Origin of the sequence: Burkholderia thailandensis E264 (genome assembly GCF_000012365.1) — a bacterium.
Lineage (GTDB): Bacteria > Pseudomonadota > Gammaproteobacteria > Burkholderiales > Burkholderiaceae > Burkholderia > Burkholderia thailandensis.
The window spans coordinates 1,716,071-1,740,037 of the sequence record NC_007651.1; the positions used below are offsets into that span (position 1 = coordinate 1,716,071).

Here is a 23,967-nt window from a genome sequence, read left to right on the forward strand (position 1 = left end):
ATGTGGCGTGAACGGCGCCGGCCGCCGCCGGCGGTCCATGTCGATGTCTCGTCATGCGCGTCGCCGTGCGATGCGCATGAAACCCGGGGCGCGCAGGAGGCGACGCGCGTGTCTGCATGCGCGATGTGCATGGCGCGACGTCGTCGCGTGCATCACACGGTCAATATCACGCTCCCCACCGTCTTCCCCGCTTCGAGCTCGGCGTGCGCGCGCGCCGCATCGCTCAACGCATAGCGCGCGCCGACCGGCGCGACCATCCCGTCGGCGAGCGCGTCGAGCAGATCGCTCGTGCCGCGCGCATACAACTGCGGATCATTCGCGTACGCAAGCGAGCTGGGCCGCATCAGGCCGATCGAGCGCGCGAAGCCGAGATCCTCGACGCGCACGGGCGGTATCGGCCCCGCCGGCTGGCCGAGGCTCGCGACGACGCCGAACGGGCGAACGACGCGCAGCGTCTGCGCGACCATGCTCCCGCCGATGCCGTCGACCGCAAGATGCACGCCCCGGCGCTCCGCGATGCGCACCGCTTCGTCGGCCCAGCCCGGATCGGCGTGGAGCAGCACGTGATCGGCGCCCGCTACGCGCGCCAGCTCGATTTTGCCCGCCGAGCCCACCGTGCCGATCACTTGAGCGCCCAGCCGCTTCGCCCATCGCACGACGATCTGCCCGAGCCCGCCCGCCGCCGCGTGCACGAGAATCCAGTCGCCGCGCGTCGTCGGATGCACCTTGTGCAGCAGCATGTGTGCTGTGAGGCCGCGCAGCATCGAGCTGCCGGCCGTCTCGAACGACAGCGCATCGGGAATCCTGACGAGACGGCTGGCGGGCAGCACGCGCGATTCGGCATAAGCGCCGATCGGCGCGCCCGTGTAGGCGACGCGGTCGCCCGGCCGCAGCCGCGTGACCTCGCTGCCCACGGCTTCGACGACGCCGGCGCCTTCGAAGCCGAGCACGGCCGGCAGCGACGCGACCGGATACAGCCCGCTGCGGAAATACGTATCGACGAAGTTCACGCCGATCACCGATTGCCTGATGCGCACATCGAGCGGCCCCGGTTCGGGAACGTCGATTTCGATCGCCTTCAGTGCTTCGGGGCCGCCGGTTTGCGTGATCGCCATCGCAAGCGTCATGGTGTGTTCTCCCACGTGATGAACGGAACGGGTAGCAAGGCGCGGAGACGCGCATCGGAGCCAAGGTTATGGCCCGACGCGATCCGGTGTAAATTCCCCGAATCTGCACTGCACCTGTGGAAAATCGCACCGATGTTCGATTGGGAAAACCTGCGGCACTTTCTGGCGGTCGCGCGCGTCGGCACGCTGTCGGGCGCGGCGCGCGAGCTGGGCGCCGACCATGCGACTGTCGGCCGGCGCGTGACGATGCTCGAAACCGAATTGCAGACGCGCCTCGTCGAGCGCTTTGCGCGGCATTGCACGCTGACGGGCGTCGGCCGGCGGATGTTCGAGATCGCGTCGACAATGGAGGCGGGCGCGTTCGCGATCGAGCGCACGGTCCAGGCGGAGCGCTCGCAACTGACGGGCATGGTCGTCGTCAGCGCGCCGCCCGTGCTCGTCACGAACTTCTTCGCAAAAGAGACGACCGCGTTTCGCGAGCGCTATCCGGGCATCCAGCTCGCGCTGTCGGGGCAGGCGCAGAGCGTGTCGCTGAGCCGCCGCGAGGCGGACGTCGCGGTGCGGCTCGTGCGCCCGAAGGAGGCGGACAACGTCGTGCGTCGCATCGGCGCGATGGAGTTCGCGCTCTATGCGGCGCGGCGCTATCCGTATCTGCAGGAGCCGGCGCGCTGGGAATTCGTCGGCTACGACGATCCGTTCGACGATATGCCGCAGCAGCGATGGCTGAAGAAGGTCGCGGGCAAGCGGGCGATCGCATGCCGGCTCGGCGACATCACGAGCCAATATGCGGCGACGCGCGCCGGCGCCGGAATCGGAATGCTGCCGCGGTTCCTGCCGGCCGCGAGCGACGATCTTGTCGAGCTCGACGTCGACGCCGAGCCGTTCGCGCGCGACATCTGGCTCGTCGTGCATCGGCAATTGAAGGCGTCGCCGCCGATTCGCGCCGTGATGGATTTCATCGCCGAGCGGGTGCAGCGCACGCCCGCGTTGCAGCGGTCGAGCGCGGCGGCGCGCTGATCGCGCGGCGGGTGCGCCTGAGGACGCGCATCGATCGATCGTGCCTGCGCTTGCGACTTGCCACTCGCCACTCGCCACTCGCCACTCGTCGCTCGTCGCTCAAAGTCCAAAACGTTTCCGGCGGCACGCCGCGCGAGCGTATGATCGTCCCGACTTCGAACGAAATTTGAAGCGAGAACGCCGCGCCATGTCCGATTCACGCCGCCCGCCTTCGAACCCGCCTTCCGAGATGCGCGCAGCCGCATCGCCCGTCGCCGCCGAGCTCATCGACGCGGCCGTTCGTGCGCTGTCGCGCGCCGATGCGCTGCTCGTCACGGCGGGCGCAGGCATGGGCATCGATTCCGGGCTGCCGGATTTCCGGGGCGTCGAGGGATTGTGGCGCGCGTATCCGGCGCTCGGCCATGTCGGCTACGCGTTCCACGAGATCGCGTCGCCGCGCGCGTTTCGCGAGCGTCCGCGCCTCGCGTGGGGCTTTTACGGCCATCGGCTCGCGATGTACCGGGCAACCGTTCCGCACGAAGGGTTTCGCATTCTGCGGCGCTGGATCGGCGCGATGCGCGACGGCGGCTTCGTGTTCACGAGCAACGTCGACGGCCAGTTCCAGACGGCGGGCTTCGATCCCGAGCGGATCGTCGAAGTCCACGGCTCGATTCATGCGATGCAGTGCCTGAGCCCTTGCTCGGCGCACACATGGGATGCGGGATCGTTCGCGCCTGTCGTAGACGAGCCGGCGTGCAGCCTCGTCGGCGACGTCCCCGCGTGTCCGCATTGCGGCGGCATCGCGCGGCCGAACATCCTGATGTTCGACGACGCGGGCTGGCTCGGCGCGCGCTACGACGCGCAGCACGATGCGCTGCGCGACTGGTTCGCGCGTGCGGGGCGCGTGGCGGTGGTCGAAATCGGCGCCGGCACCGCGGTACCGACGGTGCGCGTCTTCAGCGAACGCATCGGCGACGACGTGATCCGAATCAACGTCCGTGAAGCGCACGCGCGGCGCGGCGACGTGATCGGATTGCCCGGCGGCGCGCTCGAGACGCTGCGCGCGCTCGACGAAGCGTGGCGGCGGGATTGACGGCCGACCACGCGCGCGACGGCCGCTACCGTGCGGGCGATTCGCACGCTTGCGCGTGCCGGTCCGTGCCGTTGCCGGCCGTTGGGCGAACGATTGACGGAATTTCGGCGGCGAGCGCAGCGCCGCAGGTAAAAGCGAAAGAGGCGGCGCCCGCGCGCACCGCCGCTTTGGGTTGCCTCACACGCCCGCTCGTGCGCGATCGGCCCGCGCGACGGAATGCTCCGCGCGGGGCCGCCGGCCGCGTGGCGTCGGTCGGCCGGCGAACGCGTCAGGGCTGCGCGACGAGCGCCTGAACCAGGTTGAGCGCCTGCGGCGAGCCCAATCCCGTCACATAGTCGTAGCTGCCGCTCGCGGTGCAGATCGTCCCGCAACCGCCATTGGTGCCCGACGTGATGTCGTGATAGTCGCTGCCGTACGCCAGCTTGCCGACCGTATAGAGCTGGTTGTACGGGCCGGCGAGCGTCGCCTTGCCGGCCGCGGCGCGCATCGAGTTCGCGATCGCGAAGAGGGCCGCCCACTGCGGCGCGCCCGCGCTCGTGCCGCCGACGACGAACCAGCCCGATTGCCCTTGATAGGTGACGGAGTCGTACACGGCGAAGCCCGAGCTCGGATTCGCGTCGTACGCGACGTCGGGCACGCCGCGGCTGCCGGCGTACGGAATCGGCCACAGCGCCTGGCCCGACGGCTCCGGTTCGTACGTGCTGACGCCGCCGCCGCTGCCGCTCCACGCGGTTTCGCCGATGTAGTTGCCGGATGCGTCGACGGCGAGCGTCGTGCCCCCGACCGCGACGACGTACGGCGACGCGGCCGGATATTCGGTGCCGTTGCCGCTGTCGCCGGACGATGCGACGAACGTGACATGCGACGGCGCGCTGAAGTGGCTGTCGAAGCCGGTTTCCGAGCTGAATTCGCTGCCGCCGAAGCTCATCGACACGATGGAGGCGCCGGCGCCGACCGCCGCGTCCACCGCGGTCATCAGATCGTTGAAGCTGTTCGACGCCGCTTCGACGAGCACGATCTTCGCCTTCGGCGCGATCGCGTGCACCCATTCGACGTCGAGCGACATCTCGAGCGACCAGCCGGCGTCGGCGCGCGGCTTCTTGCCGTTCGCGTAGAGCTTCTTGAAGCAGCCGTTCGACGTCGTGCAGGGCGGCAGCGAGAAATGCTTGCTGAAGACGCCGAGATCGGATTCGATCTTCGGATCGTCGTATGCGTCGACGATCGCGACGATCATGCCGTCGCCCTGGTTCGCGATCGAGTCGAAGCCGTACGCGTGCCGCACGGCGGCGGGCGACTGGCCCGAGGCGGTCGTTGCCGAGAAGCGCGCCGGATTCGTGTGGAACGGAGGTCGCGCGAAGCCTTTCGGCGCGCGAGTGCCTTCGACGTACGACGGCGGATGCGCGGAGCCTTGCGCGAGCGAGGCCGTCGCCGCGAATGCCTGAATGCAGGCGGCCGTTGTCAGGATGGACAGCAGGGATTTGTTTTTCATGCTGCATTCTCCATATCAATAAATGGAGTGGTCTGTTTGAATTCTACGGAGCGGAAATGACTTTTTAAATAAGAATCGGCGTGACGAGGGAATTCCCCGAGCCTGTTTTCGAGCGTTGAAAAGGGGAATCGTTGCGCCCCATCGAATCGATGGTTCGGCAGGCCGGATAAGGGGTGATGGCTGATCCGCGCGAGTGCGAGGCGATTCGAACGATTCGAGCGATTCGCGGATTCGGCGCCCGGTATAACCCGAATCGCTGATTCTAAATAATCGGAATAATGGGTTTGATGTTTATCGTTTTCGTTTTATTCGGATTGTTGAAAATAGAACGAACGGAAGTTTTATTTGGGGATTGGCGTAATGGTTACGGGCGACTGGGAAGACGAAGCGGCGAAGCGGCCGGCGGGCGAAACGGCGCCGGCAATCGGCCCGCGCGCCGCTGCGCGGCGAGCCGGCAGATTGCCGGGCGCGCGGAAATCCGCATAAAGTTGAGCATGTGCGTTGCCGGTCGGGCGCGTCGGAAGCCATGCGGCCACGCAGCCGCGCCGGCATGACGCCGGGCTCGGGCCCGGCGAGCGTCGCGCAGCTTGTCTTCGTCAATCGTGAGGTGCCGCCTTGTTCTATTCGATCGTCGCGATTTTCGTCGGCGCCGGGCTCGGCGCGCTGCTGCGCTGGTTCCTGAGCATCGGCCTCAATGCGCTCCTGCCCGAAGTGCCGCTCGGCACGCTCGTATCGAACCTGATCGGCGGCTATCTGATCGGCATCGCGGTCGTCGCGTTCGCGACGCGGGCGGGCCTGCCGCCCGAATGGCGGCTTTTCGTGATCACGGGCTTCATGGGCGGGCTCACGACGTTCTCGACGTACTCGGTCGAAGTGATGACGCACGCGACTCAGGGCGAGTTCGGCTGGGCGCTCGCCGTGGCTGCCCTACACTTGATAGGTTCGTTCACGTTGACGGGGCTCGGCATGTGGACCGCGCGGGCATGGCTCGCGCCGGCCTGATCCGGCCCGGGGGAGGCGGCCATGGACGGGGTCTTTCTGCGTTTCTACGTACACGAGAATCACCGGCTGCACTGGAAGCCACTCTGGGAGTGGCTGCTCGAGGAAGCAAACCGGATGGGCATCGCGGGCGGCTCCGCGTTTCGCGCGATGGCGGGATTCGGCCAGCACCGGGTGCTGCACGAGGATCGCTTCTTCGAGCTGCAGGGGTCGCTTGCGATCGAGGTCGAATTCGTCGTCACGGAGGACGAGGCGCGGCGGCTCATCGAGCGCGTGTCGCGCGAGAAGGTGCGCGCGTTCTACGCGACGATTCCCGCGCACCTCGGCGTGATCGACAATCTCGGCGACGGCGCGCCCGGCGCCGGGCCGCAAGAGGGGTAGCGCGCCGGACGGCGGTCAGATGCCGAACAGCGTGAGCGACACCGCCGCGCGCGTGACGATCATGATCAGCACCTGAACGATCACGAACAGCAGGATCGGCGACAGATCGATGCCACCCAGATGCGGAATCAGCCGGCGCAGCGGGTTCAGGAACGGCGCCGTCAACTGATACAGGATCGCCATCGCGGGCGAGCGCGGATTCAGCCACGACAGCAGCGCCATCAGGATTGTCAGCCACAGCACGAGGTTGAGCGCCCACTTGACGACGGTCAGCAGCGTGACGACGAGGATCGTCGGGATGATCGCGAGCGCGTCGACGCCCGCCATCGTCACCATCAGCACGACATAGACGAGCGACGTGACGACGGCCGCGACGACGCTCGCCCAGTCGATTCCGCGCACGCCCGGGACAATGTGCCGCAGCGGCAGCACAAGCCAGTTGGTCACTTGCAGCACGGCTTGCGTGACGGGGTTGTACGGCGGCACGCGCACGGCCTGCAGCCAGACGCGCAGGATCAATGCGGCGCCGAACAATGTGAAGACGGTATTGAGCAGAAAACGGGCGATCTCGCCGAACATCTTTGAATCCTTTTCGTTATCCAGTCCAGTCGGGTAGCGTGCTAACGCCGCCCTCTCGGGCGGCGTGCATCGGGCGTCACCTTATCACGGCTCGTCGCGGGCGGGGCGTGCGAGGTCGAGCGAACGGGCGAGCGATGCGTCGAGCGCGTGCTCGAGCGCGTCGAGCGACGGGGGCGGCGACGCGCGCCTGCGCGCGAGCGCGACCGCGCGGCGAGTGTGGAGCGCGTAGAACGCCGCGTGATCGCCGCCGCGCGATTCGAGCAGCGCGAGCTGCCGCTCGACGATGCCGACGTCGCCGCGCGACACGGGCCCCGCGAGCGCGTTCGCGAGCCCCTTGTCGCGCGCGGTCTCGACCGTGCCGGCGAGCATCGGCAACAGCGCGCGCAGCGCGTCGTCCTCGGCGAAGCCGAGCGTGCGCCACAGCTCGACGCATTCGGCGAGGTTGCAGAGCGCGAAGCTCGCCGCATAGTTCGCGGCCGCGTGATAGAGCATCCGGCCGCCCGCCGGGATCGACAGAGGATGGCACCCGAGCGCCGCGGCGAGCGCGACGAGCGTGTGCTTCAGCGCGCCGTCGGCTTCGATCGTCACCGAGCAGCCGTCGATTCGCGCGAGATCGGCGCCGCCGCCGCCGAACAGGTAGAGCGGATGGAAGCCGCCCGTCGCCGCGCCTTGCGCGCGTGCGGAATCGAGCAGATCGACGCTCGACGCGCCGCTGCAATGCACGAGCGCCTGGCCGCCGGCGCGAGCCGGCGCGAAGCGCAGCTCGGCGGCGATTCGGCCGAGCGCGTCGTCGGGCGTGGCGACGAAGATCAGGTCGGCGGCGTCGACGACCGCCTGCGGCAAATCGAGCGCGGCGCAGCGCGCGCGGCCGGCGGGCGCGGCGGCCGGCGGGGCGTCACGTAGGGCGCCATCGTGTGCGGTTCGTTCGGCGTCGATTTGCGCCGCGAGCGCGGCGGCGGACGCGCCCGAGCGGCTCGCGATCGCCGCGACGTCATACCCGGCGCGCGCGAAGCGGCGGGCGACGCAGCGCGCCAGGCGGCCGGCGCCGATGAAGCCGATGCGGGGCGTAGCGGAAAGGGGCATGGAAGCGATCCGTCATCTGCGGGAAACCGTCAGTATCGCGTATTCGGCCGCGACGGCGTTCTGTCTGACCCCCAAAGCGGCTTCGATGATGGGGGCGGAGCGCGAGGCCGCGTCCCGGCGTGTCGCGCCGTCCACATACTGTCTCTAATTTGTAATCGTTCATTACCGCGAGCCGAACGGGCGGCGCGGCGGCGCGCGCGCCGCCGCCCGCGATTTCTCGCGATCCGTCGAACGGCCGCCGGGCCGCGCCCGCATCGCCGCATCCGGCCGTGCGCGCCGCCGCGCCTCCAGGCTTTGTGCAATTGCAATTTGCAACAAATGGGCGTGGCTCGCGATTCCGGATTTCGCTACATTCGTCTCATGCGGCAAAGATGCCGTCGCTGTCGATACGGCGAGCGCTGCCGCCCGCCGTCAGGAGAACCAAAGTGAACAAGCTCGTTTCGTTGATCGCCGTCGCGGCACTGGGCCTCGGGGCTGCGAGCGCCGCCGAGGCGCACGTGTCGATCGGTGTCGGCATCGGGGTGCCGATCGCGCCGGCGTACCCGGTCTACGCCGCGCCGCCGCCCGTTTATTACGCACCGCCCCCGCCGCCCGTCGTCTACGCGCCGGCGCCCGTGTACTATGGGCCGCCTGCCGTCGTGGTCGGCGGCGGCTATTACGGCCGCCCGTACTGGCGTCACCACCGCGGCTACTACGGCCGTCCGTACTGGCGCTACTGATTGACGACGTCGGCGCGCCGCCCGGCCGGCGGCGGGGCCGACGCTACGGCGCGTCACGGCGATGGCCGTGCCGCGCCGTTTTCTTTTTCGGCCGCTGCGCGAGTCGGGCGAAGCTGGGACAATGACCGCTTCTTTGTCCAATGCGTTTTCGCACTCGCTGCCATGTCTGCTCAACCCGCCTCCGACCTCGTTCTCCCGACCTTCGACGACGTGACCGACGCAGCCGCCCGGCTCGCCGGCGTCGCGCATCGCACGCCCGTTTTCACGTCCGGCACGGCCGACGCGCGCACGGGCGCGACGATCTTCTTCAAATGCGAGAACTTCCAGCGGATGGGCGCGTTCAAGTTTCGCGGCGCGTACAACGCGATTTCGCACTTCGACGCCGAGCAGCGCCGTGCGGGCGTGCTCACGTATTCGTCGGGCAACCATGCGCAGGCGATCGCGCTCGCCGCGCGCCTCGCGGGCATTCACGCGACGATCGTGATGCCGCACGACGCGCCCGCCGCGAAGGTCGCGGCGACGAAGGGCTACGGCGGCGAAGTCATCACCTACGATCGCTACACGGAAAGCCGGGAGGAGATCGGCGCGCGGCTCGCGCAGGAGCGCGGCATGACGCTCGTGCCGCCGTACGACCATCCGCACGTGATCGCCGGGCAGGGGACGGCCGCGAAAGAGTTGATCGACGAAGTCGGCGAGATCGACATGCTCGTCGCGCCGCTCGGCGGCGGCGGGCTGATCGCGGGCACCGCGTTGTCGGCGGCCGCGCTGTCGGCGGGCTGCGCGGTGATCGGCGTCGAGCCGGAGGCGGGCAACGATGCGCAGCAGTCGCTCGAGCGCGGCGAGGTCGTGCACATTCCGGTGCCGCGGACGATCGCGGACGGCGCGGCGTCCACGCACGTCGGTGCATACAACTTTCCGATCATCCAGCGGCTCGTCAAGCGGATCGTCACGGCGAGCGACGCGCAACTCGTCGACACGATGCGTTTCTTCGCGCAGCGGATGAAGATGGTCGTCGAGCCGACCGGCTGTCTCGGCGCGGCGGCAGTGCTCGACGGCGTGCTGCCCGTCGCGGGCAAGCGCGTCGGCGTGATCCTGAGCGGCGGCAACGTCGATCTCGCGCGCTACGGCGAGTTCCTGCGCGGGTGAGCGTGGATGCGGACGGCGCGGCGGCGCGCAACGCGTCGCCCGCCCGCGAGGGCGTCAAGCCGCGCCGCGTTGCCTCAAGCCGCCGCGTTCAGAATCAGGTCGCGATAACCGCCGGCGATCACGCTATACGAGAAGTAAGCAAAAAGCAGCGCCGACACGACGTGGCACGCGCGCATCAGCCCCGCGCCCGCGCGCTTGCGGCCCTGGCTCGCGAGCGTGCAGAGAAAGAGCGTCCACGCGAGCCCGCCGAGGAAGAAGCCCGACAGGAACACCGATGCGCTCGCGGGCGTCGTCGCGCCGGCCTTCGCGATCAACGCGCCGCCGACCGCCGCGAACCACAGGATCGCCGACGGCGACGACATCGCGAGCAGCATGCCGCGCGCGAAGTTGCGCCACGTGCCCTTTCGGGCAAGGGCGGCGGGCGCGTCGTCGCCGATGTCGCGCGCCGGCTCGGGAAAGAGCGCCTCGCGCGCCATCTTCCACGTGAGGAACAGCAGCATCGCGCCGCCGCCGAGCCACACGACCCAGCGCACGGCCTCGAACCGCAGCAGCACGGCCATGCCGGCGAGCGCGAGCGCCGCATAGACGAGGTCGCCGACGCACGAGCCGACGCCGAGCCAGAAGCCCGGCTTGAATCCGTGCGATAGCGTGAGCGACAGCATCGCGACGTTCACGAGGCCGATGTCGAGACACAGGGAAAGCGACAGGAAAAAGCCGTCGGACAACATCGACGTGGGGGCGAAGCTCATCATGTGCGGTTGTTGTTGAACATGTTCGGCGCCCACGCGTTCACGACAGGCCGATTTCGGTCCACAGACGATCGACGCGCGCTTTCACGGCGGCGTCCATCTCGATCGGCCGGCCCCATTCGCGCTGGGTTTCGCCCGGCCACTTGTTGGTCGCGTCGAGCCCCATCTTCGAGCCGAGGCCGGCGACGGGCGACGCGAAATCGAGGTAGTCGATCGGCGTGTTCTCGACGAGCACCGTGTCGCGCGCGGGATCGACGCGTGTCGTGATCGCCCAGATCACTTCCTTCCAGTCGCGCACGTTCACGTCCTCGTCGACGACGACGATGAACTTCGTATACATGAACTGCCGCAGGAAGCTCCAGACACCGAACATCACGCGCTTCGCGTGGCCCGCGTAGCTCTTCTTCATCTGGACGATCGCCATCCGGTAGCTGCATCCCTCGGGCGGCAGATAGAAGTCAGTGATCTCGGAGAACTGCTTCTGCAGCAGCGGCACGAACACCTCGTTCAGCGCGACGCCGAGCACCGCCGGCTCGTCGGGCGGCTTGCCGGTGTACGTCGAGTGATAGATCGCGTCGCGGCGCATCGTGATCCGCTCGACCGTGAAGACCGGAAACCACTCTTGCTCGTTGTAGTAGCCGGTGTGGTCGCCGTACGGGCCTTCGAGCGCATGCTCGTAGCCGGCTGCGGCGCCCGCCGTCGGCCTTGGCGGCGCGCCCTCGGGCGCCGGCGCGGGCGCGCCTTGCTGCGGGTGAATGAAGCCTTCGAGCACGATTTCCGCGCGCGCCGGCACCTGCAGCGTGTCGACGCCGGGCGTCAGGCATTTCGCGAGCTCGGTGCGCGCGCCGCGCAGCAGGCCCGCGAACTGGTATTCGGACAGCGTGTCGGGCACGGGCGTGACGGCGCCGAGCGCTGTCGCCGGATCGGCGCCGAGCACGACGGCGACGGGATAGGGCTGGCCCGGATGCTTCAGCGCGAATTCGCGGAAGTCGAGTGCGCCGCCGCGATGCGCGAGCCAGCGCATGATCAGTTTGTTGCGTCCGATCAGTTGCTGCCGGTAGATGCCGAGATTCTGGCGCGTCTTGTTCGGTCCGCGCGTGACGGTCAGGCCCCACGTGAGCAGCGGCCCGGCGTCGCCTGGCCAGCAGGTCTGGATCGGCAGCTTGTGCAGATCGACGTCGTCGCCTTCCCAGACGATCTCCTGGCACGGCGGCGCGGACACCGTCTTCGGGCCCATGTCCCACACGGCCTTCGCGAGCGATAGCAGCTTGCCGGCATCCTTCAGGCTCTTCGGCGGATCGGGCTCCTTGAGCGCGGACAGCAGGCGGCCGATGTCGCGCAGCGACGCGAGCGTCGCGTTGTCGTCGGCGTCGACGCCCATCCCGAGCGCGACGCGCCGCGGCGTGCCGAACAGGTTGCCGAGCACCGGAAACCGGTAGCCGTCCGGCGCATCGAACAGCAGTGCGGGACCGCCCGCGCGCAGCACGCGGTCGCAGAGTTCGGTCATTTCGAGGGCGGGCGACACGGGCTGCGTGATGCGTCGCAATTCGCCGCGCTGCTCGAGGCTGTGGATGAAATCGCGTAAGTCTTTGTATTTCATGAAGGATGTCCGGGCCGCGCGCGACAGGCGGCGGCGATGGGGGCGGCGCATGGAGCACGCCCGGAAGCGAGCGCCGATTTTACCCGGCCGGACGGCCAGGCGATGAAAATGTAAAAAATGGAGGCGGATCCGAACGCTAGACGGCACGCGGCTTTCGATTCCGGCTCGTAACAAATCATTACTTTTTGTTATGACATTGTATTTCTATAGTGTTGACGATCTATAAAACCCTGCTAGAATCCGCTCACATTGGTTGCAGGCCCCTGTAGTTGAACCATTAATCCCCGGCCCTATAGACGCAACGCGTCACCGTCCGCCGATACCTGCACGGCCTTCTGACGGTTGTTTGTTGTCCTAGCCAGCGCCCAGTCGACGCTGGTTTTTTGCGTGGGAGCCTCGCGCGTCCGCCTGCCGCAAGTGCAGGCCCTGTTTCGACGTGGCTCCGAACGGTACTTATACCGTTTCTCCGATACCGATGCGGTCCGACCAAGACGCTCGGTGTCTTGATTCCGCGGCAGCGCGCCATGTCTCGCTTCGAGCAACGAGCGAGCCGCACGAATCATGTCCATGGAGGATCTGAATGAACGCTTGGTTAACGTGGCGTCCCAATGAGCGGCATGCGCAGATGTTGCGCGCAGTGCTGCGTCGCGGGACGCGTGTCAGTCACCATCTATTCAGCGTGGTCGGTTGCTGTGCGGTAGCGATCGCGCTGGCGCTGTGGCTCCTGCCCAATGTGCGCGGCACGCTTGCGGCGAAAGTGATGCCGTTCGTGTCGGCCGCGGTTCAGGCCGGCCCGGCGCGCCTGCTGAGCGGCCATCCGCTGCCGACATTCGGTCCGGCGAACGCCGACGAGGGCGAGTCGCTCAACGCGGACGCGACGCTTTCGGCGACGGCCGCTTCGGCCGATGCCGGCGCGACGCTCGACGCGACGCGCAACGGCCCGTCGCCCGTGTCGCTCGCGAAGCTCATTCCGACGCAGCGCGTCGCCGCCGACGCGCGCGACGACCGCGTGCTCGCGTCGAACCGTGAGCAGGCGCTCGTCGCCACCTATCTCGCGCGCCGTTATCGTGTCGCGCAGGAGCCCGTCGGCCAGTTGGTCAAGGCGGCGTTCCAGACGGGGCGCGACGTCGGGCTCGACCCGCTCCTGATCCTCGCCGTGATGGCGATCGAATCCGGCTTCAATCCGTATGCCGAAAGTGGCGTCGGGGCGCAGGGGCTGATGCAGGTGATGTCGAAGGTGCATTCGGACAAGTTCGAGTATTTCGGCGGCACCGACGCGGCGCTGCAGCCGGTCGTCAACATCCAGGTCGGCGCGCTCGTGCTGAAGGACTGCATCGCGCGCGGCGGCTCGCTCGCGGGCGGGCTGCGTCTGTACGTCGGCGCGACGACGCCCGATGACGGCGGCTACGGCGCAAAGGTGATCGGCGAACGCGACCGGCTGCGCGATGTCGCGCGCGGCCGCAAGGTGTCGATCTATGCGTCGCAGCAGCCGGCGCAAGGCGCGGTGACGGTGGCGACGGTATCGGCGTCGGGCGCGACGCAAAAGCGCGTGCGCGCGACGCTCGACGGCGCGCATCCGCTGACCATCAAGGCTGCCGCCGCGCCGAAGGCGCCGCAACAGGACGACGTGAGCGTCGACTCGGCGTCGAAGCATGAAACCGTCGCCGCGGAGCTCGGCACCTGACGAAGCGGATCGGCGCGTGCCGGAGCAGTCGGTCGCTTCAGCGGCTGCGGTCGCTGCGGTCGTGAGCCGGACATCGAATATTGGACATCATTGAAAAGGCCGGGCCTGCGTCGAGCAGGCGCCGGCTTTTTCCGTTTGAGGGAGCGGTGTTTGCGGGGCAGTGTTTGGCGCAACTAACGGCAAGATGGGCGCTGGCGGCTGCGACGGATGGCGACGAATCGTTGAGTCTGTGGTGGCGTCGCGGCTGGTTCGCGGATTAGGCTGAAGTCCGAGTCAGGAGCGCTGATCTTGGGGCCGAAATCGGAATCTCAAACCGGACATGCCGAACGCCATACTTGGCCGCCAATGCAGCGCGGTGCACAGTTGAGCGAACGCTGCGGCGACTGAAGTGACCCGGCAAAGACCCAAACGGACAACGATGAAATGCCGCCGCGAATGAAGCGGGGCGTGCGATATGACAAGGTGGGGGCGCGACGAGCGAAATCGGCGGCAACGAACGTCGGCCTCCAACGCATCGGTTGGAGGCCGCGCGGGCGGGCGCCGAGGCGGCCCGCCGTTTATCGGCCGAACAGCTTGCCGAGACGCTCGACCGCCTCTTCGAGCCGCGAGTACGCGGTCGCATAGGACAGTCGAATATAGTCGCGCGGCGCATGAACGCCGAAATCCATCCCCGGCACGAGCACGACGCCCGCATCGTGCAGCATCGCGTTCACGAGCGCGGCGCTGTCTCCTGCCGCCGGATGCGCGACGCCGCCGCATTGCGCGTATACATAGAACGCGCCATCCGGCATCACGGGCACCTTGAAGCCGAGCGATTCGATCGCCGGCACGATGAAATCGCGGCGACGCTTGAATTCGGCGCGGCGCGCCTCGTAGATCGCGAGCGTATGCGGCTCGAAGCACGCGAGCGCCGCGTGTTGCGCGAGGGCGGACGGGCAGATGAACAGATTCTGCGCGAGCTTTTCGAACGTGCCGACGAGGGCCGGCGGCACGACGAGCCAGCCGAGCCGCCAGCCCGTCATGTTGAAGTACTTCGAGAAGCTGTTGACGGTGACGACATCGTCGCCGAACGACAGCGCCGACACGGGCGCGCCGTCGTAGCTCAGGCCCTGGTAGATCTCGTCGACGATCGAGAAGCCGCCGCGTGCGCGAACGGCATCGATGATCCGGCCGAGTTCGGCGGGCTCGAGCGACGTGCCTGTCGGGTTCGACGGCGACGCGAGCAGCACGCCGCGCGTGCGCTCGCCCCAGCGCGTTCTCACGTCGTCGGCGGTCAGTTGGAAGCGGGCTTCAGGGCCGCTCGGCACGAGCACCGCGCGGCCTTCGGCCGTCGCGACGAAGTGGCGGTTGCACGGATACGACGGGTCTGGCATCAGCACTTCGTCGTCACGGCCGACGAGCGCGAGGCACGCGAGCAGCAGTGCGGCCGAAGCGCCCGCCGTCACGACGATTCGCTCCGGCCCGATCGATAGCCCGTACGCGCGCGCATAGTGCGCGGCGATCGCTTCGCGCAGCGGCGCGATGCCGAGCGCGCTCGTGTATTGCGTGACGCCGCGGCGCAGCGCCGCGGCGGCCGCGTCGACGACGGGCTCCGGCGCCGTGAAATCCGGCTCGCCGATGCTCATATGAATGATGTCGCGGCCGGCGCGCTCGAGCACGGCGGCTTCCTTGACGATTTCCATCACGTAGAACGGCTCGATCGCGTCGACGCGCGACGCGAGCCTCAGGAGCGAATCGGCAGCGGTATTCATCGTCGAATCAAAACGGTGGGGAAGGCGAAAAGCGGGCGCGCGCCGCGCGCCCGCGAACGGAGGTTACGCGCCGCGCCGCGCTTGCGTCTCGGCCGGGCGCAGCTTGACGGCCAGCTTGTCGAGCACGCCGTTGACGTACTTGTAGCCGTCCGAACCGCCGAACGTCTTCGCGAGCTCGACGGCTTCGTTGATGATCACGCGGTACGGCGTTTCGATCTGATGCGTGAGCTCGTACGTCGCGATCAGCAGCACTGCCCGTTCGACGGGCGAGAGCTGATCGATTGGACGGTCAAGGCTCGGCGAGATCGCTTCGGCAAGCGTCGCATGCTCGCGGATCACGCCATGCAGGATCGTGTCGAGCAGCGTCTTGTCGGCCTTGTCGTAACCCAGCGCGCCGCGCAATTGCGCGTCGATCTCGCCCGGCGCCGCGTTCGACAGCAGCCACTGATACAGGCCCTGCGTCGCCAGCTCGCGCGATTGTCGGCGGGCGCTCTTCTTCATGCGCGCTCCTCTTCGTCTTCGTCGTCCTCGTCTTCCTCGTCCTCTTCGTCGTCGCTCAATTGATCGAGCGTCATCGTGAGGTTCGCCATCTCGACGGCGACGCGCGCGGCGTCGCGGCCCTTTTCGGTCATCCGCGCGATCGCCTGCTCGTCCGTCTCGGTCGTGAGCACGGCGTTCGCGATCGGCGTGTTGAAGTCGAGCGCGATGCGCGTGATGCCCGCGCCGCTCTCGTTCGACACGAGCTCGAAGTGATACGTCTCGCCGCGGATCACCGCGCCGAGCGCGATCAGCGCGTCGAACTGGTTGCTTTCCGCGAGCTTTTGCAGCGCGAGCGGGATTTCGAGCGCACCCGGGACGGTCACGAGCAGCACGTCTTCGCCGGAGACGCCGAGGCGCTCCAGCTCCTCGACGCATGCGTCCGCGAGGCCGTTGCAGACGGGCTCGTTGAAGCGCGATTGAACGATGCCGATACGCAGGCCATCGCCTTCGAGGTTCGGTTGATATTGTCCGATTTCCATGTTCTTTCCGTAGAGTGGATGAGCGGTGATAGGGGCTGCAGCACAGGCTGACAACGGTACGGCGATGACGCGAAACCCGTTATGCGGCGTCGGACGCGGACGTTGCGCTCCCCGGCATCGGCGCGAAGCCGGTGACTTCGAGGCCGTAGCCCGACATGCTGCCGAGCTTGCGCGGATTCGACAGCACCTGCATCTTGCCGACACCGACGTCGCGCAGGATTTGCGCGCCGATGCCGAACGTCTTGAAATCGACCGGCCGGCGTTTGAGCTCGGCCGCCTTTTCCTTTTCGTCGAACGCGAGGAACACGTCGACGAGGTGCTCTTTCGTGTCGCCGCAGTTCAGGAGCACGACCACGCCGAGCTCGCGCGCGGCGATTTCCTTCATTGCGGCGTCGAGCGTCCACGAATGGGTCGACACGCCGGTTTCGAGCAGGTCGAGCACGGACAGCGGCTCGTGCACGCGCACGGGCGTCTCGTCGTGCGGCGCGGGCGTGCCGCGCACGAGCGCGATGTGCGGCGAGCCCGTCGGGTGATCGCGATACAGCACTGCCTTGAACGGGCCGTGCGCGGTCTGCATCGTGCGTTCGGCGACGCGCTCGACGATCGATTCGGTCCGGCTGCGGTAGTGGATCAGATCGGCGATCGTGCCGATCTTCAGGCCGTGTTCCTTGCCGAATTCGATCAGGTCCGGCAGGCGCGCCATCGTGCCGTCGTCCTTGATGATCTCGCAGATCACGGCGGCGGGCGTGAGACCCGCGAGCGCCGTGAGATCGCAGCCCGCCTCGGTGTGGCCCGCGCGCACCAGCACGCCGCCCGGCTGCGCCATGATCGGGAACACGTGGCCCGGCTGCACGATGTGCTCCGGGCGCACGTCGTGCGCGACCGCGGTCGCGATCGTGCGCGCGCGGTCCGCGGCCGAGATGCCCGTCGTCACGCCTTCGGCCGCTTCGATGCTGACCGTGAACGCGGTGCCGTACTGGGTGCCGTTGCGATACGTCATCAGCGGCAGGTTGAGCTGCTTGCAGCGCTCCTGCGTGAGCGTGAGGCAGATCAGGCCGCGGCCGTAGCGGGCCATGAAGTTGATCGCTTCCGGCGTGACGAACTCGGCGGCAAGCACGAGGTCGCCCTCGTTTTCGCGGTCTTCTTCGTCGACCAGGATCACCATCCGGCCGGCTTTGAGCTCGGCAATGATGTCGGGCGTGGAGGCGAGCGTCATAAAAGGATCAGGGGGAAGGGAAAGCGCGTATTTTACGCCACGCGCGGCGGGTTTTAGCCGGACGCGACGCGACGGGCGGCCGCGTTGGCCGGACGGCCGACGGCGGGACCTTCGGCGGCGTGGCGGGATCGCCGGGCGGCGGCCCTCCGGCAGGCGTCGGCGGATGTTTGCGCGGCATCCGGACGCGTTTTCCGGCGCGGCGGCGACGCGGCGGTCGCGCGCCGGTGATGCGAAAAGAGCGCGAGAACACTGCAAAGAAGATGGGGAACGGGTCACGAACCGCCGCGAGGCGAGCCCGCAACGGGCACGAAACGAGCGTGAACAGGCGCGATGCGCGGGCCGGAGCGCCGCTCGCCCGATGATTCGCCCGTCCGATCGATCGTCCGGATGATCGGGGCGGCCGAGCGTGCGTCGGGCTGCGGCAATGCCGCCAGCCCGACACGCGCGCCGCGGCGATCAGCGGTTATTTCGGCGCGTTCGTCATCCGTTCGACGTACCGCGCGATTATGTTGAGCCTGGTCACAAACGCTTGCCCCACAAGGCGAGGGTGTTGCCGGTGCATGTGTATTCTGTCAGAAATACCGTTGCCTGATCGTGATTGTATCGAGACTGCGATGGACGCCACGAGACGCTTCACAAGATGCAATGGGTCTCGCTTCACTCCGCCTGCGCCGAGGGCGATGACTATTCCGTTCGCTCATCGCTTTGGCTCCCACGTATATCCAGCCTTCGTCAACTGGGCAACCCAGGCACCGCGTTTTCCATGCTGCGCCATCAGTCGTACGAGCCGACGTCGAAATGTCGCATCGCGTTTGGCACCTGCATACGCTTCGGCAAGATCCTGCAGCGCCCTGAAAGCCTGGTCGTAGGACGATCCGGATCCTCGCTGGAGCTTTGAGTCGATGGCGGACCACGCACTGTCTTCGTCTTCAAGGAGCGAGGTAAGGTAGCCTGAGCGCTCTGCCTTGCGTCGCGCTTCTGCAGCCTCGTGTGCATCGCGTTCCTGCTGTTCGCGAGCGAGACGATGAAGACTGACTCGTGCCTCAATTTCGCTTACACATCGGGGCACTACTAGGCTCGCAACGCGCTTGGGAAGCCGCTCCTGTTCCCAGGCGCGGAACCTACGCCGAAGGGTTCGCTCGGCCTCCTGGTGTCGTCCTTCGAGCAGCATGCGCAGCGCAGTACGCATTTCATCTTCCGTCAACTCGGACAACCACGGATCGAATCGGTCGTTATCGTCAGGGCCGGCAGAGAATGGGGGGCTCTTTTCTGCCGCGGCGGCGAGCCAGTCCGGATCGAGCATCAGGAATTCAGCGAGGGCATTCTGCGCGGGCGTCAGTGTCTTGAGTCCGTCCGGCAATGGTGGTTCACGGTCATCGGCGCTTAACTCGCGATTACCTAGTCGGGCTAGCCAGCCGAGATAAAGCGGACGTGTGTCGCCTCTGAGCAGTTCATCGCGGATGGGCAGCAGTCGTGCCATCCACCCTGTGCCGTCAGCTTCTTCGGAGAAGCGAACGTGTTCTCCAGCGTCGTCGTTGAACCACCAGTCGAGGAGGCAATGTTCGCCAGTGTCGATGGCATCGAACGCTTTCGCAAACTGCGGCCGTGCCGCGCGCCTCTCGCGACCTGTGTAATCGAGCAGCGACCGAGCATCGAATGTTGTCCGCGGCAGTCGCAACAGAAGGCGGCAGCTTCCCCAGTTGGCGGAGTAGACATGGGCGTCGAAGTAGCGCTACCCAGTCGAGCGGTTCGCCTTTGAGATTGCCCCAGTGATATTCGTTGATGAAGCTCGAGGCCGTGATCGTCGCTCGCGTAGAGCGGCTTCGCAACTCGGCCTGCCGCTGTCCGGTAAGCGGTCGGTCGATTGCGGCAAATTCGTAGTATTGGTATTCGCTCACGTTTCAATCTTCATGTCGGGGGAAGCAGTTGCCGCGCCAGGTTGTGGTTCGCTGAACTTTCCTGCCGTTGATCGGCTGCTATAGAAGCCGATGAGTCGGGTTGGGGTGTTCTACCCTATATCCCATTGCCCGATAACCTGCCTGGCGCTTGTCCCACATCCGGAGCAAGCCCGGATGTCCTGTGTCGACGAAATCGAGGATGCGAACATCGGCTTTCGTTGCATGCTCGCGGTGTAGTCTTCCAGCGTATTGTTGAAGCGTGCCTTTCCATGAGATGGGTATTGCGAGGACGAGTGTATCAAGCGGGGGATGGTCGAAACCTTCGCCCACGAGTTTGCCGGTTGCCAGAACCACCCGCGGAGCATTTGCCGGTAAGGCTTCGAGTTCGGCGATTACGAGACTTCGTTGTTTCTTCGACATGCGGCCATGCAGTATGAAAATCTTCTCCACGCTTCCGGTCAGAACTTTTTCTATGGCCGCGACGTGTTCGGTGCGCTCGGTCAGAACGAGAACCTTGCGCCCGCTGGAAAGCGCGGCGACCACCTCGTCCCCGATGACCGCCGTACGGTGGGGGGGGCGGTAGCGACATGCCGGAAGACGTCCTGAATACCTGCTTTGGCGGGTAAATCAATCGTCGAAGATTGGATTCGGGGAATGACCTCAAGGTCGCGTGGCGCCGTGTCCGGTCGCGAGGCAGTATGTCGGATTGGTCCGCACTGCATGAATATGATCGGATGCTGCCTGAGCAGTTCGGTTCGGTGTACAAGGACTAGCGTATTGACCCCACGTCGCGCGATCAGGGCTGCCGCGGTCACCGTTTTGCCGAATGCGGTTGGAGCGCATAGCACCCCGGTATCGTGTCGAAGCATCGCCGCGACAGCCTCTTCCTGATCGGCTCGCAACGTACCTGAAAAGGTGACATCAAGGGGTTTGCCTGAAAACCGCTCGTCGTGAACTTCGCACCGAATTCCGTTGTCACGAAGCAACTTGCGGGCGGCGTCGAGACATCCGCGCGGTAACGCGATATGCTTCGGGTGGTTATCTGCACAACCAATAATTCGTGGTTTGTCCCAGACAGGGAAGCGCATAGCCTGGGCCTTAAAAAAGGTTCAACGCAGGAAACCGTGGAGGGTTTTCGAGTGATTGCATAATCTGACACCTGATTCTAAGGATGTCGGAGGAAGCAATTGCTCGATCGAAAGGCACTTCAGGCACTGGGCTGCTGGACCGGCTACCGGTTGGAACGGGTGGAGTGGCCGCAAGGAGAAGAGCGCACGCTATCGCTGTATCTGAAGCCGGTCAGCAAGGTCATGTACTGCGAGCAATGCGGGGCGCGCTGCCAGCAGATCCACGAGACGACCGTTCGTCGAGTGCGCGATCTGCCGCTGTTCGAATACCGGGTGGTGTTGCATGTGCCTCGTCGCCGGGTCTGGTGTGAGCACTGCGGTGGCCCGCGACTGGAGAAGCTGGCGTGGCTGGGCCGCTACCAGCGCGTGACGGAGCGGTTCGCCAAGGCCTGCGAGAAGCTGCTACAAGCGGCCAGCGTGCAAGCGGTCGCAGCCTTCTACGAGTTGGGTTGGCACACGGTGAAATCGATCGACAAGATGCGCTTGCGAGCGCGCGTGGCCGAGCCGGACTGGTCGACGATCCGCTATCTGGCGATGGACGAGTTCGCGCTCCATAAAGGCCATCGCTACGCCACGGTGGTGGTCGATCCGATCGGCCGGCAGGTGCTCTGGGTCGGACCAGGACGCTCACGGGAAACGGCGCGAGCCTTCTTCGAACAACTCCCTGAAGGCGTGGCCGAGCGTATCGAAGCGGTTGCGATCGACATGACCACGGCCTACGAGTTGGAGATCAAGGAGCAGTGCCCGCAGGCGGAAATCGTCTTCGACCTGTACCACGTCGTGGCCAAGTACGGGCGCGAAGTGATCGACCGGGTACGGGTGGAATTGACCCTGTAATCCCGGACACAGCTTCACACTAAGGTTGCTGAATCCATCGAGCGCCGGAACTCGCGAGGCGAGCGGTATTTCAGCGCGCTATGGGGATGCTTCTCGTTGTAATGCTCGAACGCGATGGCCAGATTGTGTGCAGCGGTCGCCGCGTCCGGCTTCGGCATGAAGGCGACGTAATCGCGCTTCATGGTTTTCACGAAGCTCTCAGCCATGCCGTTACTTTGCGGGCTGCACACCGGCGTGGTCAACGGCTTCAGGCCTATGTCCATCGCAAACCGGCGCGTGTCGTCGGCCGTGTAGCCCGAACCGTTGTCGCTCAACCACTCGATTTCGGATGGCGTATGCAACGCATTGCCGAAACGATTTTCCACCGCAGCCAGCATCACGTCGCGCACGATGTCGCCGCTATGGCCTGCCGTCGTGGCCGCCCAACTCATCGCCTCGCGGTCACAGCAGTCCAGCGCGAACGTTACGCGCAGCGGCTCGCCGTTGTCGCAGCGAAACTCGAAGCCGTCGGAGCACCATCGCTGATTGCTGCGACCGACAGCCACCTTGCCGTCATGGCGACGTTGCGGCCGAGGTGGAATCGGTCGGCGCTGCATCAGTAGCCCGTGCGTACGCATGACGCGATAGATGCGCTTGGCATTGAACGGCACCAGCCCAACGGCAACACGCTCGTTGCGCAACGTGCCCCAAACCCGGCGATAGCCATAGCTGGGCAAATCGCCGACGACACGGCGGATTTCCTCGACCACGCTCGCATCGTCGGCCTGTCTCGATTGACGGCCATCGCGCCACGTCGCCGGGCGCGACAGTCGTGCCGATACGTTCGAGCGCGACACGCCGAGAACTTCACAAACCAGTTTCACTGGCCGTCCTCCGGCAGCAAGGGCGAGTGCGCTATCCATTTTTTTGCTCGGCCGTACTCGACTGCTTCCCGGAGAATCTCGTTCTCCATGGTCTTTTTGCCGAGCATCCGTTGCAGCTCGCGAATCTGCTTGAGCGCGTCGGCCAGCTCCGATGCCGGAACTACTTCCTCGCCAGCCTTGACTGCTGACAGGCTCCCGTCCTGGTACAGCTTGCGCCAGTGGAACAGCTGGTTCGGGTTCACGCCGTGCTGGCGCGCGACCATCGAAACCGACGTCCCCGGCTCCAAACTCTCGCGAACCATCGCCAGCTTCTGTTCCGCCGTCCAGCGCCGCCGACGCTCCGGGCCCGTCAACACTTCCATCACTTCCTGCCTGGTGTTAGTCAAAAACACAGTCCTATGCCTACCCGTTAGTTTAAGCGGGAGACTGTGTCCGGAGATTCAGGGGGCCGTTCCAACGGGTGGATCAGGCCAATCAACTCCGACATGACAAGCCGGCGCGGAAGGTCCTGAAGTCCAGTCGTTGGCTGCTGCTGCGCAACCGCCACAATCTGAAGCCGGATCAGGCCGTGCACCTGAAGGAGTTACTGGCCGCCAATCAGTCGCTGTTATGCGTCTACGTGCTGCGCGACGAACTCAAACGGCTCTGGTTCTACCGAAAGCCAGCCTGGGCGGAAAAGGCCTGGGGGCAATGGTTCGAGCAGGCTCAGCAAAGCGGGATTGCCGCCCTACAAAAGTTCGCCCAGCGCTTGCAGGGGTACTGGCACGGAATCGTGACTCGCTGTCGTCATCCGCTCAACACCAGCGTCGTTGAAGGCATCAACAACACCATCAAGGTCATCAAGCGCAGGGCTTATGGGTACCGCGACGAGGAGTACTTCTTCCTCAAGATCCGCGCCGCATTCCCCGGAATTCCACGATGAACCAAAAATTCGGGATTCGGAAATGCGGCGAGGCGGATCAGTCGGTTGAGCAGAGGTTGGGGGACGCATGCTTTCTCAAAATAGACGAGATCGGCTGCGGTGACAGAGAGCGAAGTCGGCATCGGACCCGGCAGTGTATCTTGCTGGCGTTTACGCACTTTCCACGGTTCCGTCTGATCCTCCTCGGTAATGAAGGTAACGTCGAGAGGATGCGCACCGCCCGTAGCATCCGTGATGGCTTGCTCGACAGAGTCGGTCGCCATCGATTGGATCGAAGCCAGGTAAGCCCACTGGTCCGTGTAGGGTTGGAAGTCCTCGTCGACGAAAACACTGCAATCCTGCTCGCGCGGCGTCTTTTGCAAAGGAAGTGCTATCAGATTGCCGAAGCCACCTTTCGGCATCGTGTCCTGGTTAGGGAAGAGGCGGTCGTAGGATGCCAGCTTCAGTTGCCGGGTTCGCACGCATGTACGGCTGATGATCGCGGTGCCCAGGCGTCGCGCATCCCGAGCAGGTACGGCCGACCGGAAGAAAATCCAGACGTGTGCGCCATTGCCGGATCGCGAGATTTCCAGCGCAGCCGGTACGCCTAATTCGGTGCATGACGACCTGAAAGCCTGAGCATCTTCCCGCCAGTCGGCATCATCGAAATCGACGGCGAGAAAATGACAGGTATCGTCAGCCAGCAAGGG

Annotated in this window: 22 protein-coding genes and 2 pseudogenes; 9 read left to right on the plus strand and 15 right to left on the minus strand. The window is 66.0% G+C overall.

Annotated elements, in window-relative coordinates; genetic code table 11:
• Window positions 1-152: 152 nt before the first annotated feature.
• A complete protein-coding gene (locus BTH_RS19935; protein WP_009889635.1) occupies window positions 153-1,127 on the minus strand; it encodes a quinone oxidoreductase family protein in 975 nt (324 codons plus the stop codon).
• A gap of 132 nt (window positions 1,128-1,259) precedes the next feature.
• On the opposite strand from BTH_RS19935, the gene BTH_RS34570 reads away from it, so the two are divergent.
• Together BTH_RS34570 and BTH_RS19945 are read left to right on the plus strand one after the other, a co-directional pair.
• A complete protein-coding gene (locus tag BTH_RS34570) occupies window positions 1,260-2,144 on the plus strand; it encodes a LysR family transcriptional regulator (protein WP_009889637.1) in 885 nt (294 codons plus the stop codon).
• Window positions 2,145-2,184: 40 nt separating this feature from the next.
• A complete protein-coding gene (locus tag BTH_RS19945) occupies window positions 2,185-3,216 on the plus strand; it encodes an SIR2 family NAD-dependent protein deacylase (protein WP_011402091.1) in 1,032 nt (343 codons plus the stop codon).
• Window positions 3,217-3,484: 268 nt separating this feature from the next.
• On the opposite strand, the gene BTH_RS19950 is transcribed toward BTH_RS19945, so the two are convergent.
• Window positions 3,485-4,705, minus strand: a complete 1,221-nt coding sequence (locus tag BTH_RS19950; RefSeq protein ID WP_009889641.1) for a S53 family peptidase — start codon at window positions 4,703-4,705, stop codon at window positions 3,485-3,487.
• A 615-nt stretch (window positions 4,706-5,320) separates the two neighbouring features.
• On the opposite strand from BTH_RS19950, the gene crcB reads away from it, so the two are divergent.
• Both crcB and BTH_RS19960 read left to right on the plus strand, forming a co-directional pair.
• Window positions 5,321-5,707: a fluoride efflux transporter CrcB gene (gene crcB / locus BTH_RS19955; protein WP_009889642.1), complete on the plus strand. Its 387-nt coding sequence runs from the start codon at window positions 5,321-5,323 to the stop codon at window positions 5,705-5,707.
• 21 nt (window positions 5,708-5,728) lie between these two features.
• The gene (locus tag BTH_RS19960) at window positions 5,729-6,085 is read left to right on the plus strand and encodes a DUF190 domain-containing protein (RefSeq protein WP_009889644.1); all 357 of its coding nucleotides are present in this window, start codon (window positions 5,729-5,731) and stop codon (window positions 6,083-6,085) included.
• 15 nt (window positions 6,086-6,100) lie between these two features.
• On the opposite strand, the gene BTH_RS19965 is transcribed toward BTH_RS19960, so the two are convergent.
• Window positions 6,101-6,664 carry a YggT family protein gene (locus BTH_RS19965; protein ID WP_009889645.1) on the minus strand — a complete coding sequence of 188 codons (564 nt, stop codon included), beginning with the start codon at window positions 6,662-6,664 and terminating at the stop codon, window positions 6,101-6,103.
• An 84-nt stretch (window positions 6,665-6,748) separates the two neighbouring features.
• A complete protein-coding gene (locus BTH_RS19970; protein ID WP_009889646.1) occupies window positions 6,749-7,747 on the minus strand; it encodes a Rossmann-like and DUF2520 domain-containing protein in 999 nt (332 codons plus the stop codon).
• Window positions 7,748-8,172: 425 nt separating this feature from the next.
• Here BTH_RS19970 and BTH_RS19980 point away from each other — a divergent pair, with 425 nt between their 5' ends.
• Together BTH_RS19980 and BTH_RS19985 are read left to right on the plus strand one after the other, a co-directional pair.
• A complete protein-coding gene (locus tag BTH_RS19980) occupies window positions 8,173-8,466 on the plus strand; it encodes a hypothetical protein (RefSeq protein ID WP_009904286.1) in 294 nt (97 codons plus the stop codon).
• A gap of 162 nt (window positions 8,467-8,628) precedes the next feature.
• On the plus strand, window positions 8,629-9,612 hold the full coding sequence (locus tag BTH_RS19985) for a threo-3-hydroxy-L-aspartate ammonia-lyase (RefSeq protein WP_009889653.1): 984 nt from the start codon (window positions 8,629-8,631) through the stop codon (window positions 9,610-9,612).
• Window positions 9,613-9,686: 74 nt separating this feature from the next.
• Here BTH_RS19985 and BTH_RS19990 read toward each other — a convergent pair whose 3' ends face one another.
• Together BTH_RS19990 and BTH_RS19995 are read right to left on the minus strand one after the other, a co-directional pair.
• Window positions 9,687-10,361: a LysE family transporter gene (locus BTH_RS19990; RefSeq protein ID WP_038707902.1), complete on the minus strand. Its 675-nt coding sequence runs from the start codon at window positions 10,359-10,361 to the stop codon at window positions 9,687-9,689.
• A gap of 40 nt (window positions 10,362-10,401) precedes the next feature.
• On the minus strand, window positions 10,402-11,961 hold the full coding sequence (locus tag BTH_RS19995) for a UbiD family decarboxylase (RefSeq protein WP_009889656.1): 1,560 nt from the start codon (window positions 11,959-11,961) through the stop codon (window positions 10,402-10,404).
• 580 nt (window positions 11,962-12,541) lie between these two features.
• On the opposite strand from BTH_RS19995, the gene BTH_RS20000 reads away from it, so the two are divergent.
• Window positions 12,542-13,645, plus strand: coding sequence for a lytic transglycosylase domain-containing protein (locus tag BTH_RS20000; RefSeq protein ID WP_009908851.1), 1,104 nt, complete (start codon window positions 12,542-12,544; stop codon window positions 13,643-13,645).
• Window positions 13,646-14,202: 557 nt separating this feature from the next.
• Here the strand turns inward: BTH_RS20000 and BTH_RS20005 are convergent.
• The 7 genes from BTH_RS20005 to BTH_RS35730 form a co-directional block, all read right to left on the minus strand.
• On the minus strand, window positions 14,203-15,396 hold the full coding sequence (locus tag BTH_RS20005; protein WP_009889658.1) for a pyridoxal phosphate-dependent aminotransferase: 1,194 nt from the start codon (window positions 15,394-15,396) through the stop codon (window positions 14,203-14,205).
• A gap of 63 nt (window positions 15,397-15,459) precedes the next feature.
• Window positions 15,460-15,897, minus strand: coding sequence for a transcription antitermination factor NusB (gene nusB, locus BTH_RS20010; RefSeq protein ID WP_004185707.1), 438 nt, complete (start codon window positions 15,895-15,897; stop codon window positions 15,460-15,462).
• Window positions 15,894-16,415 (minus strand): 6,7-dimethyl-8-ribityllumazine synthase, encoded by a 522-nt coding sequence (gene ribH / locus BTH_RS20015; protein ID WP_004186056.1) that lies wholly within the window; start codon window positions 16,413-16,415, stop codon window positions 15,894-15,896. The genes nusB and ribH overlap by 4 nt, the downstream gene beginning before the upstream one ends.
• A 79-nt stretch (window positions 16,416-16,494) precedes the next feature.
• Complete coding sequence (gene ribBA / locus BTH_RS20020; RefSeq protein ID WP_009889661.1) at window positions 16,495-17,631, minus strand: bifunctional 3,4-dihydroxy-2-butanone-4-phosphate synthase/GTP cyclohydrolase II; 1,137 nt, start codon at window positions 17,629-17,631, stop codon at window positions 16,495-16,497.
• A 697-nt stretch (window positions 17,632-18,328) separates the two neighbouring features.
• Entirely contained in the window at window positions 18,329-19,111 is a 783-nt protein-coding gene (locus BTH_RS31555; protein ID WP_227739564.1) for a hypothetical protein, read from the minus strand.
• Window positions 19,112-19,607: 496 nt separating this feature from the next.
• Entirely contained in the window at window positions 19,608-20,072 is a 465-nt protein-coding gene (locus BTH_RS35725; protein ID WP_009889663.1) for a DEAD/DEAH box helicase, read from the minus strand.
• On the minus strand, window positions 20,030-20,617 hold the full coding sequence (locus BTH_RS35730; RefSeq protein WP_009889666.1) for a DEAD/DEAH box helicase family protein: 588 nt from the start codon (window positions 20,615-20,617) through the stop codon (window positions 20,030-20,032). The genes BTH_RS35725 and BTH_RS35730 overlap by 43 nt, the downstream gene beginning before the upstream one ends.
• 99 nt (window positions 20,618-20,716) lie before the next feature.
• Between BTH_RS35730 and BTH_RS20035 the strand changes: the two are divergent.
• Window positions 20,717-21,481: pseudogene (locus BTH_RS20035) on the plus strand (ISL3 family transposase); the annotation flags it as partial.
• Window positions 21,482-21,507: 26 nt separating this feature from the next.
• Here the strand turns inward: BTH_RS20035 and BTH_RS20040 are convergent.
• Window positions 21,508-22,718 (minus strand): IS3-like element ISButh2 family transposase gene (locus BTH_RS20040; protein WP_085952878.1). Its coding sequence is split into 2 segments (ribosomal slippage): window positions 21,508-22,403 and window positions 22,403-22,718, totalling 1,212 coding nucleotides; the frame shifts between segments, so codons are not numbered across the junction.
• Between the two features lie 95 nt (window positions 22,719-22,813).
• Between BTH_RS20040 and BTH_RS20050 the strand changes: the two are divergent.
• Window positions 22,814-23,278 (plus strand): annotated as a pseudogene (locus BTH_RS20050) (ISL3 family transposase); the annotation flags it as partial.
• Here the strand turns inward: BTH_RS20050 and BTH_RS34825 are convergent.
• Window positions 23,209-23,964 (minus strand): TOTE conflict system archaeo-eukaryotic primase domain-containing protein, encoded by a 756-nt coding sequence (locus BTH_RS34825; protein ID WP_186363343.1) that lies wholly within the window; start codon window positions 23,962-23,964, stop codon window positions 23,209-23,211. The pseudogene BTH_RS20050 and the gene BTH_RS34825 overlap by 70 nt on opposite strands.
• Window positions 23,965-23,967 lie beyond the last annotated feature (3 nt).